General features: G+C 41.4%; 8 protein-coding genes. 3 read left to right on the top strand and 5 right to left on the bottom strand.

Features of this window, described 5'->3' with window-relative positions:
* The first annotated feature begins 159 nt into the window (after positions 1 to 159).
* The 3 genes from ABLU95_RS25095 (at position 160) to ABLU95_RS25105 (ending at position 7659) form a co-directional block, all read left to right on the top strand.
* Positions 160 to 2589, top strand: a complete 2430-nt coding sequence (locus tag ABLU95_RS25095; protein ID WP_348880473.1) for an Ig-like domain-containing protein — start codon at positions 160 to 162, stop codon at positions 2587 to 2589.
* A gap of 115 nt (positions 2590 to 2704) precedes the next feature.
* Positions 2705 to 5119 (top strand): Ig-like domain-containing protein, encoded by a 2415-nt coding sequence (locus ABLU95_RS25100; RefSeq protein ID WP_348880474.1) that lies wholly within the window; start codon positions 2705 to 2707, stop codon positions 5117 to 5119.
* A 137-nt stretch (positions 5120 to 5256) separates the two neighbouring features.
* A complete protein-coding gene (locus ABLU95_RS25105; RefSeq protein WP_348854450.1) occupies positions 5257 to 7659 on the top strand; it encodes an Ig-like domain-containing protein in 2403 nt (800 codons plus the stop codon).
* Positions 7660 to 7966: 307 nt separating this feature from the next.
* Here ABLU95_RS25105 and ABLU95_RS25110 read toward each other — a convergent pair whose 3' ends face one another.
* The 5 genes from ABLU95_RS25110 to ABLU95_RS25130 form a co-directional block, all read right to left on the bottom strand.
* Entirely contained in the window at positions 7967 to 8989 is a 1023-nt protein-coding gene (locus ABLU95_RS25110) for a hypothetical protein (RefSeq protein ID WP_348880475.1), read from the bottom strand.
* 527 nt (positions 8990 to 9516) lie between these two features.
* A complete protein-coding gene (locus ABLU95_RS25115) occupies positions 9517 to 10527 on the bottom strand; it encodes a ParB family protein (protein ID WP_348880476.1) in 1011 nt (336 codons plus the stop codon).
* Entirely contained in the window at positions 10527 to 11774 is a 1248-nt protein-coding gene (locus tag ABLU95_RS25120; protein WP_348880477.1) for a ParA family protein, read from the bottom strand. The genes ABLU95_RS25115 and ABLU95_RS25120 overlap by 1 nt, the downstream gene beginning before the upstream one ends.
* A 2444-nt stretch (positions 11775 to 14218) precedes the next feature.
* On the bottom strand, positions 14219 to 16657 hold the full coding sequence (locus tag ABLU95_RS25125; RefSeq protein WP_348880478.1) for an Ig-like domain-containing protein: 2439 nt from the start codon (positions 16655 to 16657) through the stop codon (positions 14219 to 14221).
* Between the two features lie 160 nt (positions 16658 to 16817).
* Complete coding sequence (locus ABLU95_RS25130; protein ID WP_348880479.1) at positions 16818 to 17276, bottom strand: YuiA family protein; 459 nt, start codon at positions 17274 to 17276, stop codon at positions 16818 to 16820.
* Positions 17277 to 17510: the final 234 nt, after the last annotated feature.

Here is a 17510-nt window from a genome sequence, read left to right on the forward strand (position 1 = left end):
TCGTTTTGGAGAAAAGTAACTTTTGAAGAGAAGGATAGCTCTGTGAACCATATGGGAAAAGTGACTTTTTAAGGTAAGGATAGCTCTGTGGGCCATATGGGAAAAGTAACTTTTATCCCGCTGGCAGGCTTAGAACGCTCTTTTTTGGAATAAATTGAAATGGTAAAAAAAGCAAAATTTATGTCAACCCTACTCCTTGCAGGATTTGCCATGTCAGGTCATGCTAGGGTCTATGAATATGCTTTCAAGGATATTAATGGTTCACAAAAATCCATCTTAAGTACTACGAATGATACAGCTCTAAACCCTGAAGGGAAATTAGATCTTGTTCTTATCGCTGGTCTTGATCAGAAAATCCAAATTAAAATTCTAAATAGCCAGGATATTTCTGTCTACAGCACACTCACTCCAGAGATCACTGTAGACAACCGCGTAACATCCGCAAACGGTACAAGTTTTTATGGGCTAAAAGTTACGATACCACCACTAAGTGACGGAAAATACACTGTAATTTCTGAAATTTTAGATGTTAAAGGAAAGGTCGTATCGACCACCTCTCATTCCTTTTTGGTCGACACTTCAGGTCCTATGTCTGATAAACTCTCTGTTCCGTGGATACCCGGATATGGAATGGTAAATACTGGTGAATTATGGGAATTAGGTCGTGGACAAGAACGAACAATTTATGTTTCCATACAAAATATTAAAGATTTATCAGGGCTCGATTATGGAATTATTCAGGTTATTAATCCTGATGGTACCGTATTTTCGTCCTACAAAATGACATATGAAGAACAATCTTCTTCTCTTTCAGCCCCGATTACAAAAGGATACTCGCAAAAAAGTGACTGGATGCCATTGTCAGATGCGGATACCATTTATAGATTCCATGTAACTTTATATGATAAAGCTGGAAACTCCAGCGAACTTGCCGAGCAAAAGTTCATCTTTGACTCTACGCCGGGTGAACATAGTTTGTTCGCAGTGTATGATCCGGATTACCCTCAAAGTGTTGTTCCGGGGTTTTCGTCGGGTTATATATCTTACAAACCGGGCTTAGCTGTAAATACTAACCCTGTAACGTTTATCTACAAATTACCCTCATCTAATTATCGTCCCAACAATAAAGCTGGTCTACAGTTCGGTTCATTGTTAACGGAATTCGATGGTTATTCATATATAAAAGTAACAACGCCAGTTGGAACAGCCTTTACCATTCACAATGCCTATCAATGGGGAGGTGGAAACAGTTCATATAATGTGGTCTTGAGTGACAAAGCTCCTCTCACTCCTAAAATTAATACCGCATCATGGGATTTCAGTACTTATGGAATTCTTAGTGCGAACGGCGCATCAGCAGTTAATATGCTGTGGCCTGCCAGATTCATTCCTGGTGAATATACAAGTATGACGATCAATGTTGAGCCCAGACCATATGTGCAATACCTGTATAATAACACTGACTCAAAAATAGTTTGTCAGATCCCAGTTGGAGAATCTTCCTGTACTGGTCCATTCAATTATAAAATAAATCCAGGCCACGGTGCTTTAACTCACCAGTTTTTTGTTCGTTCCACATCCTCTTCGTTTCGTTCAAACTATCTTGAACTGAGATCTATGTGGAATACTGACTGGCTTCCTGTGATCACAGGGTATAATTATTCAGAAGAAGACAAAATCGTCAACCTTTTTGTAACGCAGCCAGGTAATGGCTCCTGGAGAGAATTTCTGAAGTTAGCTAAGACTTCACTTGTTAATCGTAATAACGGCAACATCATTCTTTCTGGAAAGCAGATCGCTATGTCCGGCGACGATTACACGTTTAGTTTTGACCTAAATTCGCTTGATGAAGGTCGCTATGACCTAGGATTTACTGCTCAAGATACTGCAGAAAATATTACTACATTACCTTTCCGAGACCTTATAATCGACAAAACGCCTCCGGAAATTGAATTTAAACTCGAAGGTTCTCCACTAATAAACGATAGTACGGTCTATGGACTTGAGCACATAAAAATTAGTGTGGCGGACCTCCTCAGCAGTTCATCAGTTACCAAAATCGTCCTCAGAGGAGGCCCCACTTCTGATGAAGTTGAACTGGGTTTTACAAATAATGGTGATGGCACTTATACACTATTATACCCACGGATATTTCCTTCGTTAGACGAAAGTTCAGACAAATACACACTTGAGGTTTATGCTTCTGATTCATACGGAAATACTACATTTAAATCTGTAAGGTTTGCTTATTACCCTAATAACCTTGTCACTCTAGAAAAATTGAAAACATTGGGTGTTGGCAAAGCTCTAAAAACAAGCGATAACACTCCTCTGGCTGTAATGCGTACCTCACAGTTACGTAAAGATGATGGTTCGCTTGCTCAGGGCGTACAGACCGCCAATGTGACTTTAAGGGCAGATGCTGACTATGCAATAAATATTCTGGACACAATTATCCAGCCCGGTGATACCAGGGAGATTCAGATTGATCTTGGGGTTGGCGAAAATTCTGCAATCCCGATCTTCCCGGCCGCGAATGACTCAACGGGGCAAAGCAACTTCATTGTCGAGTTCCCGCAAATCAAGTAAAAACTTTCGGATACAGTCACCTAGCTGGTGGACCGATACAAGCATATAGATTGTAAAAAGCGAAAAGTTACTTTCTAACACACTATTTTTTCAAGTTTGCCCGGAAAGATTTGATATGAAAACCAAGATAAAAATGCTGACAACGTTTATTCTCATGACCCTTTCTTTCTCATCGTATTCGAGGGTCTATGAATACACTATAAAAGATATATACGGTATAAATAAATCTGTCAGTGCTGAGTTTGGCAAACTGAACACAAACGATAAAATTCAAATAAGTTTGATTTCAGGTCTCGACAGAAAAATTCGGGTAACGGTGAAGAAAAATGGAGAAGCTGTCTACAGTTCGACCACTGAAAGCATCAATGTAGAAGACCGTATTAAATCATCAAGTGGCGAGGAGTTCTATGGGAAAAAATTGACTCTCCCTCCGTTGAGTGATGGCCTGTACACAATCACATCCGAAATTCTTAACACTCAAGGCACTACCGTTGACTCGACTGAACAGTCCTTCCTTATTGATACAGCTGGACCATCGGCAGATAACCTGAGAATTGATCAACGCCCCGGTTATGACATGGTGCTGACAGGCGATTTGTGGGAACTTGGACAAGGTGCTGACGCAAAACTTTACCTGAACGTGAAAAACGTAAAAGCCGCTGCCGGTTTTGATAAAGCGACTATTCAAGTTATCAATCCCGACAATACTGTTCACTCCATATCCGATATGGTTTACGACAGTGGCTCATCGTCGCTATCTGTTGCATGGACCCAAGGAGGAGCGGTTAAATCATCCTGGATGCCTGTTTCGAATGCCGATGTGGAATACCGCTTTCGTGTGACACTCTATGATAGAGCTGGCTCCCGCACAGTTCTACCTGATCAGCGATTCCTTTTTGACTCTGACTTAGGGGAATATACCTTATTCGCCGTATATGACCCCGAAGCAACATCAAGTGTCGTTCCCGGTTTTAGCAAAGGGTATGTTGAATACAAAGCTGGTATGACCGTGAACCAGAACCCTATCACGATTGTTTATCGTATACCTTCAACAAACCGGAGAGAATATCGTAAGTCTGGTTTGAAGTTCGGTCAGATTATCTCTGAGGCAAATGGATATAGCTATGTTTCAGTAACAACCCCCTATCAAACTCAGGTCGTCATCCACAACGGGTACCGCTGGGGGGGAGCATACGTCACGTACAATATTAAATTGGGGCCCGATGCATCGCCAAGCCCATCAACTCCTAATGTCTGGCTGACCTCCGATAAGGCAGGCACGGTAAATGCTTTCCATTATTTATGGAAAACCTCTGACTTACCCGTCAAATTCCTTACTGCAACTGCACGTTCTACAGCTCGTAGTTATATTCAACAAGTCATAGCCACATCCAATTCAGTTAGCTCGAAGGTTTGTAATATTCCCGTAGGTGAGACTGAATGCACCGGAACTGTAGGCTGGAGTATACCAAAAAGTGGCAATGGGACAGTTACCTACAACTTCAGGACCACTAATCTAGATATGAGCCTGACTTCCGGAAATACAGAGAGGCGAAACCACTGGAATACAGATTTACTTCCAAGAATAACCGGTTATGACTACCAAGAGGATAAGAAAACCGTACTTTTGTTTGTTACTCAGCCGGGTAATGGGAAATTTGGAGACCAGCTTCTTCTTAAATCTGCAAGTATTCTGGACAAAGGTACAAATACAGTTGTACTCACAGGCACACGCACGGCCCTAGCGGGTGAAGATTACACCTATACGTTTGATCTGAGTAAGCTGGCGGAAGGAAGATACAATTTAGGCTTCCTTGCAAAAGACACTTTCGAAAATGAGGCAACATCTCCATTCATCACGCTCGTGCATGATATGACGCCTCCTGAAATCAGCTTTAACTACGAAAATGCCCCGCTCCCTTCCGGTACCACAGTCTACGGACTGGAAAATATCGCCGTTAACCTTAACGATGTGCTGACTAAGCCAGTTCTTGACCGCCTGGAACTCAAAGGGGGACCGGCATCTGATAGCGTGGTCCTCGGCTTTAACCTGAATGCTGACGGGAGCTATACTCCTGATTACCCAAGGTTGTTCCCAACTCTGGATGCATCGACGGATAAATACACTCTCACTGCATATGCCACAGATGCTAAAGGGAATACGTCCCAGAAAAGCATTCAGTTCGCCTACTACCCGAAAAATCTCGTGACGCTTGAAAAGCTGAAAACGCTAGGCGTGGTAAAAGCGCTCAAATCTAGTGATAACACACCGCTGGCCGTTATGCGTACCGGTCAGCTGCGCCGTAACGATGGCTCTCTGGCCCAAGGTATACAGACGGCCAATATCACGGTCAGAAGCGATGCTGAATATGCCATCAACATTCTGGGGACGGTGATCCAACCAGGGGAAACCAAAGAAATACAGCTAGACCTCGGAACTGGCGCAAATTCTACAGTACCGATTTTTCCGGCAGTTAACGGTACTACAGGACAAAGTAACTTCATCATCGAGTTCCCACAACTTAACTAACTATCGACGGCCACCGCCTCTGCAACAGGGGGCTGGTGGGGTTCCTTGCCATATGGCTTTGTTAAAACCATGCAATCAGAAAAGAAAGTAACTTTCGCCAAGGCATAACCTTCTGTAATTCTCTGGACTAATTTGATATGAAAATTAAAATTAATTTACTGACTACGCTAATACTGACTACCCTTTCACTCCCTTCATATGCTCGTGTCTATGAATATGAGATCAAAGATATCTACGGAACGGATAAGTCAATCAGCGCGGATTCTGGTGTTCTTAATACCAACGAAAAAATTCAAGTAAAGCTCATATCCGGCCTAGACAGAAAAATTCAGGTAACGGTAAAGAAAGACAATGTTGGTGTATATAGTTTCACTACGGATAGCGTGACGGTCAATGACCGTATCAAGGCTTCTACAGGTGAAGAGTTTTACGGAAAAACACTGATACTTCCCCCGCTGAGTGACGGTAGTTATGTCATAACCTCTGATATCCTGAATACTCAAAACACGGTTGTCGACAGTACCTCTCACAATTTTATTATCGATACTGTAGGCCCTTCATCAGATAACCTGAGCATAGACCAAAATCCCGGATACGATATGGTGTTAACCGGCGAACGTTGGGAACTGGGTCAGGGGGCTGAAGCAAAGCTTTACTTGAATGTTAATAATGTCAAAGCTGCAACTGGTTTTGATAAAGCGACAATTCAGGTGATTAAACCTGATGACACGGTCTATTCCATTACCGATATGGTGTATGACAGTGGGTCAGCATCCCTTTCTGTACCGTGGACAAAAGGGAATATGAGTCGGTCATCATGGATGCCTGTATCAAACGCTGATGTGGAATATCGCTTCCGTGTGACGCTCTATGATAAAGCGGGAAACCGTAAAGTTTTGCCAGACCAGAAGTTCATTTTTGACTCTGACCTTGGCGAATACACCTTGTTTGCTGTTTATGACCCAACTTCGAAAACGAGCGTGGTTCCAGGCTTTAGTGAAGGTTACATAGCATATAAGCCGGGAATGACCGTAAACCAGAACCCTTTGACACTGGTGTACCGGGTGCCATCGAATAACCGCAGGGAATACAATAAGGCTGGTTTAAAATTCGGAACGATTATTTCCGAAGCGAATGGCTACAGCTATGTATCAGCTAAGACCGCCTATAAAGTCACGTACACCATCCACAACGGATATCAATGGGGTGGCGGCTCACTCTCATATGATATCAATTTAGGCAGTGAGGCTCCAGTCAGCCCGGCAGCACCAGGAGCATGGTTAAGATCGGATAAGCAAGGAGAAATGAATTCAGGAAGCTATCTTTGGAATACCAAAGATTTGCCCGTTAAATTCAGCTCCGTAAGGATAACCGCGTCTCCACGAAATTATGATCAGAGGGCGATGAGTGGAAATACAGAGATTTGTCAGGTACCGGCTGGTGAGACAGAGTGCATCGGTGCGGTATCCTGGTCTATTCCAAAATCAGGTAATGGTATTACGACCTACTCATTCAGATTGACAGATATGGATAAAACATTTTCATCAGTCAGTATAGAAAAAAGACACCACTGGAACACTGATCTGCTACCCAGAATAACTGGATATAGTTACCAGGAAGAAAACAAAACCGTACTGTTATTTGTAACGCAACCTGAGCGCGGTAAGTTCCGAGATCTGTTACAACTCAAATCAGCAGTTCTGGTGGATTCCGAAACCGGCGGTCAATTGCTGACAGGAACCCAGACTTCCCTTGCTGGAGAGGATTACACATATAGTTTTGATCTGAGCAAACTTGCCGAAGGGAAATATAATCTGGGCTTCCAGGCAAAGGACACCTTTAACAATGAAACATCGTCGCCATTCATTGACCTGATTAACGACAAGACGCCTCCGGTGGTTAATTTTAACTATGAAAATACGAGCCTCTCCCCGGGAGCCATCGTTTACGGGCTTGAGAACATCAGCATAACGCTAAATGATGCGTTAACCGCACCGAGCCTTGTTCGGCTTGAGCTTAAAGGCGGACCGGCATCGGACAGCGTTATCTTAGGTTTTAACCAGAATAAGGACGGTAGTTATACCCCTGATTACCCTCGTCTCTTCCCTAGCCTGGATTCAGATACGGACAAATATACACTGACCGCGTTTGCTACCGACGCGAAAGGCAACACGACACAAAAAAGCATTCAGTTCGCTTACTACCCAAAAAACCTGGTTACCCTTGAGAAGCTGAAAACATTGGGCGTAGTGAAGGCACTCAAAACCAGTGATAACACACCGTTGGCCGTTATGCGTACCGGTCAGCTGCGCCGTAACGATGGCTCACTGGCGCAAGGCGTACAAACGGCCAATATCACGCTCAGGAAAGACGCAGATTATGCGATCAATATTCTTGGAAACGTTATTCAACCCGGTGAGACAAAAGAAATTCAGATAGACCTTGGGAACGGTGAAAACTCAACTGTCCCAATTTTTACAGCAGAAGATGGCTCTACCGGGGAAAGCAATTTTATTATCGAATTCCCACAAATCCAGTAGTAACGGAACAAATGGAATTTTTAATCTGTCCGACAGATGAGCCCTGATTAGGTTAATACCTGATTAGGGTCGTTTGCCCCAAATCATCACCACATAACAGAAAGTAACTTTCAATCATCGTTCATCACCACATCAGGACGATAGATACCAGCTTTGCTGGGAGGTTTCCAGAAATGATCAGTGTCGTATTTCGACATGATCAGATCCGTTCATTGTTTTGAACCCCCCTTCCCCGTTGAAAGGGATAAACGTTACTTTTGGCCGGAAATTGCCAAGGTTATTCGTGAGTAGGCTGGGCGCAGCCCTTTCAAGTCAGGCTTAAACCACGCATGGCAGATTCATATATACGAATGAGTTTTATGCACAACTTTTTAATATGGTTGTATGTGTCGTCATTAACTGGAACTGAATTGAGTACATAATCAAGTAAAACGCATTCTTTCTCATAGATGACGACATAAAACGTATCTGAGCAACTTCCTCGTTCTAGGCTGAACTGATAAATTATTTCTTTAACCTGAAAATCAAACTTTCTTCCTGTTATCCTCAAAGTTGACTTTGTATTATTGTTAATATAATCATTTTCATTATGAAACAAGTATTCCAAAGAAACTACACTTTTATAACTGTCATATCCGTAGTTGTTGAAGGTAGTAAAGTATGCTGGAGATATTCTTAAATTTGATTTTTTCCCGTCCCAACTAATCCACCGGCTATGTGTGTTTTTATTGAATAATAATTTTTTTATTGCTTTGATTAAACCACCATCTACCCCATGATTTGATTTGATCATGGAACGTAGGTGACTTTTAAGTATTGCCAAGTTTATTTCTGCAATGAATGCCTTGGAATCGTTGACGTCATACATTTTGTTTTCAATTACCTCATTGTGGTCAACGAAAACTAACCCCATACATTTCCCCTTAGAACTTGTCCATTTGAAATCCACGCTTTGGGAACCTATGAGATCATCATGTGAGATAATGACATTATGAGGGGCGAATATCTTATCTGGAGCTTGAATTACGCCCTTAGTAAAAATTGGACTAACAAAAATGCTAGATTCACTGCATAGGATGCTATGGGCTATATCTTTAATCGCTTCATTGAGATAGTTAACTTCGCATATGCTTATATCTTTTTCATCCGCCATAACGTGCTTAAAAAAATGTCTCTGTTTGAAGTTATCAGTTTCAATTTCATTTTGGTAGTAAATGCGACTTCCGCATTGTGTGCAATAAAAGGTAATGTCAGAGGTTAACCGTGCATGGTGGGTATCGTATAACATGCCATTTCTGTCTTTAGCAAACAGCAAATATAAGTCTTCCATATCCTTCCTGTTCAGTTAATTGCAAACGAAAGCCCATATAATCCAAACCAGCTACCATTCCTAATCTTATCAGCATGAATATAAAAAATTCCCAAATAACACCCAAATTTATAGTGAAAAACAATTCACTAGGTGTATAAGAAAGAACCCGCCTTTACTGGTGTTCAGAACGAGTTTAAGGGGTTTTTTTGGGGACGCGGGGCATCGGGAAACAGCTAACCCCCCTGTCCCTGACTGCGAACAACGGGGTTGTTTTACAACCTGCAGGGCATCAGTAAGCGGGTGTGAATCCCGAGGCTGACTGGGAACAATGGGGTTGTCTTCATCCTGCAGGGCTACAGGAGACGACCGAGACTCCCGAAGCCAAACTGCGAACAACGGGGTTGTCTTGTTCTTGCCAAGCAACAGTAAGCGAGCGGGATTTCTTAGGCCTAACTGCGAACAATGGGGTTGTATTTGGTGAGATCAAATGAGAAAGTCATGACCCCTGTTTAAAAGGGAAAGAGCCATGACTATACATATTAATTCTATTTTGCTTTGTTAATACTGACTTTAATTAAACGTTCTATCTCATTTATTGTTGATTGATTTATACGCTTAAACTCAAAACTCACCTTTTGACCGTCAGTACTTTTCTTAATCCTAGCGTAAGTATCCTTATCTTCAAATTCTGCAATATCTGACACTGTCCATTTAGAAGGTTTTTGTGCATCATTACAAAGAATACTAAGCACTGAAAGCAAACCTGTTAATATAGACTTCTGAACTTCCTCAATATCATTAATGTTGTTTATTTTATTGTCTTCTGCCCCAACTTCGGATGTTAGTTCCGTAAGAGGGATACTATTATTTTTGGCGGTTTTTTCAATTTTAGCCAATTTACTATAGTAAGTATTAGGTATCCCTTCACAATCGGGGAAAATTCTAATAAGTTCTTTGTCTACTTTAGCGGCCTGAATTCTTTTTCTTATCGATTCAATGCCAATGTTAAGATAGGAAGCAAGTTCATCATTGGTTTTGAACTTTTTATTCTCCATGATTTCAAGGTATTTCATACCCATTTCACGATATGAGAATCGCTTTGCTGTTTGTGCTGCATTTACAATACAAGCGGCATCTTCACGGCTAATTTCTTCATCGAATGTCCATAAAGGCAGGTCTGCAGAACATTTGATGCAGCAGTATCGACGGCGACTACCTTCAACCAGGTAATATTTACCATCCCGACATACAGCAATAGCTTCAGTCGTTACCCCACTTTCTTTAATTAGGGGAAGTATATCTCTTGTAGAAAGATCATCAACTGCCTCTTGATTTCGAGGGTTTAGCTCATGAACGAGCGTTTTATCAGATACTTCTGATCCTGGGACTACTACGTAGCGAGCTTCAACTTTGCGCCCATTCGCCAGAGTAAAGAGTCGCTTTTGCGTAGGGGGAGTTCTTAGAGGCGGAAGCCCGCTTTTTTGATCGACAACTGTACGTTTACCGTTTCCGGTTAAGTATTTGTCTTTGCTTGTACCGCGTTCAACTTCGCTCATTATTCACTGCCCTCCCTAACTGAGAAACTTTTAATCTCATTGATAAGTTGTTGATATACCGACTGAACTGACATTTCAGCTATATCATACTGCTTTGAAGAACAGAGCTCTTCTGATTTTTTGATATCGAGTACTGTTCGACCTTTTTCGGCAGCTGCTACAAAAGCTTCTGAGTGTTTAATGTTGGTAGTCATGAATCTATCACGTACTGTTCTTACCAGTTTATTTAAAGTACGAATTTCATGTTGGCTTCTATCATCAACATTCACAGCTAGTACATTTAGCCATTTAATGTTCTCACCCTTAGAAGGCAATTGTTCAAGTCGGTCAGAAATAGTAATCATATAGTTTGTAGTTGATGCAAAATCATATTCTCGTGGTGTAATCGGAACAAGTATTGCATCAGCAGCTTCATTTGTTGACCAAATGATTGGAGAGTCTTGTGGTGGAGTGTCAATAAATATAAGATCATATTTTTCTTTTAATACAGGTATAACAACATCGCGAAAACGAGTAAGCAGCTTGTGTCTTGTTTCTTTATCCAGACTCCAATATTTATCAGTAAATCGGTCATCAGTCGGGAACGCTGTTATTACATCCATGTTGGGAAGATGCGTAGAAAATGCCATCGTTCCAATAATCTCAGCTTCCGTGTATCCCTGCTTTATATATTGAGTGAAATCGTTATCTTCAATTTCGCTAAGCAAAACGTCAGTAATAGTTAGATATACACTATCTTCGCTAGTGGAATGGATCAGGTTATTTCCTAATGAACCTTGTGGGTCTAGGTCAATGACACATATTTTGGCATTTAGATAAAGATCCAAAGCAGCTGAGGTAGCGAGTGTTGCTGTTGTTGTACTTTTACCGGTTCCACCTTTATGGTTTTCAGTCACGATGACTCGCGGCAAATACATGTCACGGTATTGAGGTGTGCCCATTGCATCCATTATTTTTTGCACATCCCAACGGGTATACAGGTGACTCTTGTTTTGGAAAATAGGTTCACCAATTACATTTTTTTCATGCAGTTCGGAAAGAATTCTACTAAATGTATTTCTTGATTTACCAAAAAAATCAGAGAGAGTTTTTTTATTTAAACAGTGATTATAGATAAGACGGTCTAATCCATCGACTTGCTCATCTGAAACGTCAACTTGGCTCGACTCAAGGATAATCTCCTTAAGACTTGCTTGTTCGTTTTTCATTTTCAGGCCGATCGCACGAATATCATTTAATATGCTCATAGTCTCTCCTTAGGTTAGTTTTTACATTATTAATGAGGATTGAGCACATTACAAGGTAAAAGTGCATTGCAATGCACTTTTACCACATTAAGCGCTCAAATCGAGATTTCGCGCACAAGTCATTTGTTTACTCTATGTAGCATAAAAACTGCAACATATTGATATACAATAAAAAAATGATTCAAAGCGAAAAAAAATCGATTTGGTGAATTCTATCGCTATCGGCCTATATCTACAGCTTACTTTTTCAATATTCGTGTTAGACTGGCATTAACTATGACGATGAAATCCGCCTCCCCTCCCCTCCCCTCCCCTCCCCTTCTCTCATATCCACAGTTTACACCGTTAGCTATGAACATCAGCAGCAGGAATTCTTGCTGCAAACATCGAGGTTGTCTGTGCCTTTGGTACTTCAGTAAGTGGATGGGTCTACCGGAATGTGGCTGCGAACAACGGGGTTGTTTTGTATCTGAGAGGCATCAGGAAACCAATGAGAGCCCAGTTGGATAGCTGCGAACAATGGGGTTGTTTTATTCCTGAGAGGCATAAGGAAGCCATTGAGAGCCCAGTGGATAGCCGCGAACAACGGGGTTGTTTTATTCCTGAGAGGCATCAGGAAGCCTATGATAGCGCAGTTGGATAGCTGCGAACAACGAGGTTGTTTTACACATCAGAGACATCAGGACGCGTAAGAGATCCTGATAGGTTTGTGCGAACAGTGGTGAAGTTTGAACCTGCCGGATATGAGGAATCTGCTGGGTTCCCCTGTTTGTGACTTCGACAACATAGTTGTTTTTTAACCCAGGAATTATCAGAAAGCCGCAGAGATCAAAGTTAACTATCTGTGTACAAATGGGCTGCATTGTTGCTGACAGGTATCAAGATGAGTATGAGAACAAGGCCGAATATCTGCAAGTTACGTGGTTGTATTTCTCCTGATAGGCATCAGGAAGCGTAAGAGAACCTGGTGGGCTACCTGCGAACAATGGGGTTGTTTTTATTCCTCAGAGGCATCAAGAAGCCAATGAGAGACTAGTTAGATAGCTGCGAACAATGGGGTTGTTTTGTTCCTGAGAGGCATCAGGAAGCCAATGAGAGCCCAGTTGGATGGCTGCGAACAACGGGTTGCTTTGTTCCTGAGAGGCATCAGGACGCGTAAGAGAACCTGGTGGGCTACCTGCGAACAACGGGGTTGTTTATTACATGAAAGACATCAGGACGCGTAAGAGAACCTGATGGGTTTGTGCGAACAGTAGGGAAGTTTGAACCGGCCGGGTATGAGGAATCTGCTGATTATCCCTGTTCATGACTGCGACAACATAGTTGTTTTTGACCTGCAAATCAGCCGAAAACCGTAGAGATCAAAGTTTGCTATCTGCGTACAAAGAGGTTGCATTGTTGCTGCCAGGCATGAGTACGAATATGAGAACCAGGCCGACTATCTGCAAGCTACAGGGTTGTATTGCTCCTGATAGGCATCAGGACGCGTAAGAGAACTTTTTGGGGTAACTGCGAAAAACGGGGTTGTTTTGTTCCTGAGAGGCAAGAGGGATCCGATAAGACCCCAAAGTGTTTTCTGCGAACAACGGGGTTGTTTTTTACATGAGAGACATCAGGACGAATAAGAGAACCTGATAGGTTTGTGCGAACAGTGGGGAAGTTTGAACCGGCCGGGTATGAGGAATCTGCTGAGTATCTATGTTCATGACTGCGACAACATAGTTGTTTTTGACCAGCGAATCATCAGAAAACCGCAGTGTTCAAAGTGGCTATCTTCGTACAAAGGAGTTGCATTGTTGCTGACAGACATCAGGACGATGTATGAGAACCAGGGCGACTATCTGCAAGCTACGGGGTTGTATTGCTCCTGATAGGCATCAGGACGCGTAAGAGAACCTGTTGGGTAAATGCGAACAACGGGGTTGTTTTTAGTCATGCAAAGACCCTTGAAGCCTATATCGCTCACGAATCCGATCTGAGAAGAAGGGGGGTTGAATTTATACCTGCGAGGCTACGGTAAGAGTATGAAGGCCCATTGGTTTCTGCGAACAACGGGGTTGTTTTCTTCCAGCAAGGTACTAGGAATCTGATGAGGCACCAGAATCAGCACTGCGAACAAGGGGGTTGCTTTGTTCCAGAGAGACATCAGAAAGCACCTGAGACTCCGGGGGATGCGAAATACAGGGTATTTTATTACCTATGAGGTAACATGATACAGCTAAGATATAAGTGTGAAGGTTGAGAGCGACGGAGTTATGTACGGTCTTCCGGGGAACAGAAATACGCTGACTTTCGATGCTATCGAAAGAAATCACGGGAATAGGGGAGGGGGAAAAGAAACAGAAAAAAGTAAGAGAAATGAAGTATTGTATGTTAAACGAATATACATCCTAACCTTTGCCGTCAAAAGTTAGGGCCATCGAAAAGACTGGCCCTAAAAGAGTTTATTTCAATTGTGGGAACTCAACAATAAAACCAGCAGAGCCAACAATACCATTTGTACCAGGAAATATTGGAATTACGACATCATTTCCAACTGTGCCCAAATCAATTTGTATTTCTTTGGTTTCTCCAGGGTTAACGATGTTACTTATAATACTTAGAGGGAAAGAAGCATCAGAGCGTACTGTAACAAGAGCCGTCTGAATACCTTTTGCTAAAGACCCATCATTTCTTCTCAATTGACTGGCCTTTAACACCGCCAATGGTTCTCCCGTAGATAAAGAAAGGGCTTTATTGACTGCAAGGGTGTTTAACTGATCCAAAACAATCAGGTTTTTAGGGTAATATGCAAAGCGGATAGACTTAGTACTCACATTTCCTGCACTGTCTTTAGCTTTCACTAGAAGTGTATATTTATCAGTGTTCGCATCTAGAGATGGAAATAAGCGAGGATATAATGGCGTGAAAGTACCATCAGAATTTTTCACGAAACCCAATTCTACATCATCAGAGGTAGGTCCACCCTGAAGAACCATCTGATATATTTCTGAGCTACTAAGCGCATCTATTACAGAAATAGATATGTTCTCAAGTCCATATACAGTGCTTTCTGTAAGAAGTGGCTTTCCTTCATAAGAAAAAGAAATTGAAGGGGGAGTATTGTCAACAACAAGAGATTGGAACGGAAGTTGAGATGTATTATTGAAAGTATCAGTAGCACTAAACGCAAGGTTATAGCTACCTTCGGGTATGCCTGATAAATCAAATGCATAGGTATACTCTTCGCCCGACATGGCAACTTTTGTACCAGTAAGAAGTACTCCATTAGAAATTGTATCGAGTATCTCTACCTTTGAGAGCATTAAAACATCACGCCAGCTACCATTTCCAGGCTGAGAAACATAAACAAGCACAGACTTATTTTCTTCTTTATAATCGTAGCCCGTGATTTTTGGAATTAAATCTGTATTCCAAATACTACGAATTTCAAATTGATTTGATGAAAGTGTCTTATCGGGATTTCGAACAATAAAATAGTGAGCTAAGTACCCATTACCTTTATTTATAGAATATGAAAATGGTCCCGTACAAGATATTTCACCTTGGGGAATGGTGCAAACTTCATAACCTTGAGTAATATTATAAAACGACTGCACATAATCTCTTGGATCAACGATGACAGTAGCACTTTGATATTCACCAGGTAAATCCTTATTGGTGAATTTCATTGTACCAGCGGAAAAACTTCCAATTGTAGAAAAAGTAGTTGCGTAGGATTTAATAGAAGGAGATTTTGGAGCCGTTGAACTCAACTTAATGTTATAAGAAGAGTTACCACCTCCATACTGGTAACCGTTATGTATAGTAAATGACGTTCCAACCGGCGTGGATTGTTTAATATAAACGTAACCATTAACTTCTGTAAGCAGCGAACCGAAAGATAAACCAGCTTTATTATACGCTCTATAATTTTGTTTGGGTATTTTATAGACAAGAGTGACAGGATTGGTATTAACAGTCATGCCAGCAGTATATTTAATATAACCTGTAGCAATACCTGGAACTACACTTGTTGTTGAATTAGGATCAGCAACTGCAAATAGTTCATATTCTCCGGCCGAAGAATCAAAAAGAAATGTCTGATCGGGTACCTGAGTGAAATTTCCTGCTTTATCATAGAGAAATGCTCTAAAGCGATACTCTACATCAGCATCAGAAACAGGCATCCAAGTAGCTTTGGCTATTGCCCCTCCACCTTTGGTTATAGGGGCTGTAGCTGCTTTAGAACCTTCATCATAAGTCATTGCATAACTTGATTGTGTAGAACCATCAGGTTTTAAAATTTGAACTATAGCTTTATCAAAACCAGATAGATCATTGATATTCTTAATTGCAAGATTGATGGCAGCTTCCTGTCCTTGTCCTAGCTCCCAACGCTGCCCAGTTACCACCATGTTGTATCCTGGTATCCAGGGTACTGAAAAGTTATCTGACGTAGGTCCTACAGTGTCGATTACAACAAGATGACTTGTTGTTGAAACAACGGACGATTTTGAATCCAAAATGTCAGATTTTATGGTGTAACGTCCATCACTGATAGGAGGAATAGTGACTGTCTTGCCGTAAAAATAATTGCCGCTTGAGGAGGCAATTCGATCATCAACAGTAATGATGCCGGTTGTTGTGCTAAAGACAGCATTGGTATCCGTATCTCGAAAAACTGATACGCGAATTTGTTGGTCTAAGCCACCAATGAGGAGGACATTAAAACTTCCATGTGGATTAAGATACGGCGCACTTTCAGAGACACTTTTTTGAGCCCCATGGATATCTGTGAATGTATACTCGTATACCCGGGCATTCGCAATGGATAGCATGCTTGCGGCAATTGAGACGGTCATAGCTAAAGCAGAATGATGTAAGAATTGTGGAAAACTCATAGGAAACCTTTTAATGGGAGAAGCCACGAAAGTTACTTTCCAAAGACGCTCATCGGTCTATACGGGAATAATATCATGCGAATTTTTTTTGATTTCGAGATAAGAGGGCAAAAGAAAAAAATGTCACTATCTATTGATAGTGACATTTGAACTCTGGAGGTCAGTTGATTTCGGAGAGGATACGCTCTGCTACCGCAATTTGCTTACTGGAAAGATGACGGCCACTTTTAATGGTAAGTGTAAGACTTTTCAGGAATTGATTTTTGCTGCTTGATAACATGATTTTTTTCTCAAGTGCAGATAGATTATCAATTTGGTTCTTGCGCCAGGAAATTGAATTAACAACCTTTTGGGCAGCTGAATAATTCTTTTTGAAAAGAACCTGCAACGTGAAACACTCTTTGATCAAAGTACCCTGTTTTCCAGTGCCTTTACAGGAAGTACATGTACCTGAAGAGTTTGCATAACTGATGCGATGACGGCCGGAACCATGACAATATGTACATAAATAGTTTTTTTCGTACCGAGCGGAACCATTGAATTCATGAATATTAAAAACAAGTTTATTATCAATTAACTGACCATCAACTGAAAACCATTGTTCATTTGAATTTTTCATTTAGAATCCCCCGCCTTGTTGTATATGACACCATTAAATCAAATAAAAACGCCCTGTATAGGCCCTATTTTTAATGATGTATGAGCAGGGTGGAGGCAATTCTCATGTATTTATCATAAACATTAAGAAATAATAGAAAAAATATAGTTACTCAGTGTTTATAAAAAATAACGCGATTAAGTAGTTGAAATTTATAGAATTATGGGGGCGCACCCCCATAATTTAAGAAGAGAA

The organism is Klebsiella sp. GG_Kp146 (genome assembly GCF_040061975.1).
GTDB lineage: Bacteria > Pseudomonadota > Gammaproteobacteria > Enterobacterales > Enterobacteriaceae > Klebsiella > Klebsiella quasipneumoniae.

Bases quoted from the DNA above. Each gene is read 5' to 3' on its own strand.
- ABLU95_RS25125 (WP_348880478.1), bottom strand. From the start codon at position 16,657: ATGAGTTTTCCACAATTCTTACATCATTCTGCTTTAGCTATGACCGTC.
- ABLU95_RS25095 (WP_348880473.1), top strand. From the start codon at position 160: ATGGTAAAAAAAGCAAAATTTATGTCAACCCTACTCCTTGCAGGATTT.
- ABLU95_RS25115 (WP_348880476.1), bottom strand. From the start codon at position 10,527: ATGAGCGAAGTTGAACGCGGTACAAGCAAAGACAAATACTTAACCGGA.
- ABLU95_RS25110 (WP_348880475.1), bottom strand. From the start codon at position 8,989: ATGGAAGACTTATATTTGCTGTTTGCTAAAGACAGAAATGGCATGTTA.
- ABLU95_RS25105 (WP_348854450.1), top strand. From the start codon at position 5,257: ATGAAAATTAAAATTAATTTACTGACTACGCTAATACTGACTACCCTT.
- ABLU95_RS25100 (WP_348880474.1), top strand. From the start codon at position 2,705: ATGAAAACCAAGATAAAAATGCTGACAACGTTTATTCTCATGACCCTT.
- ABLU95_RS25120 (WP_348880477.1), bottom strand. From the start codon at position 11,774: ATGAGCATATTAAATGATATTCGTGCGATCGGCCTGAAAATGAAAAAC.
- ABLU95_RS25130 (WP_348880479.1), bottom strand. From the start codon at position 17,276: ATGAAAAATTCAAATGAACAATGGTTTTCAGTTGATGGTCAGTTAATT.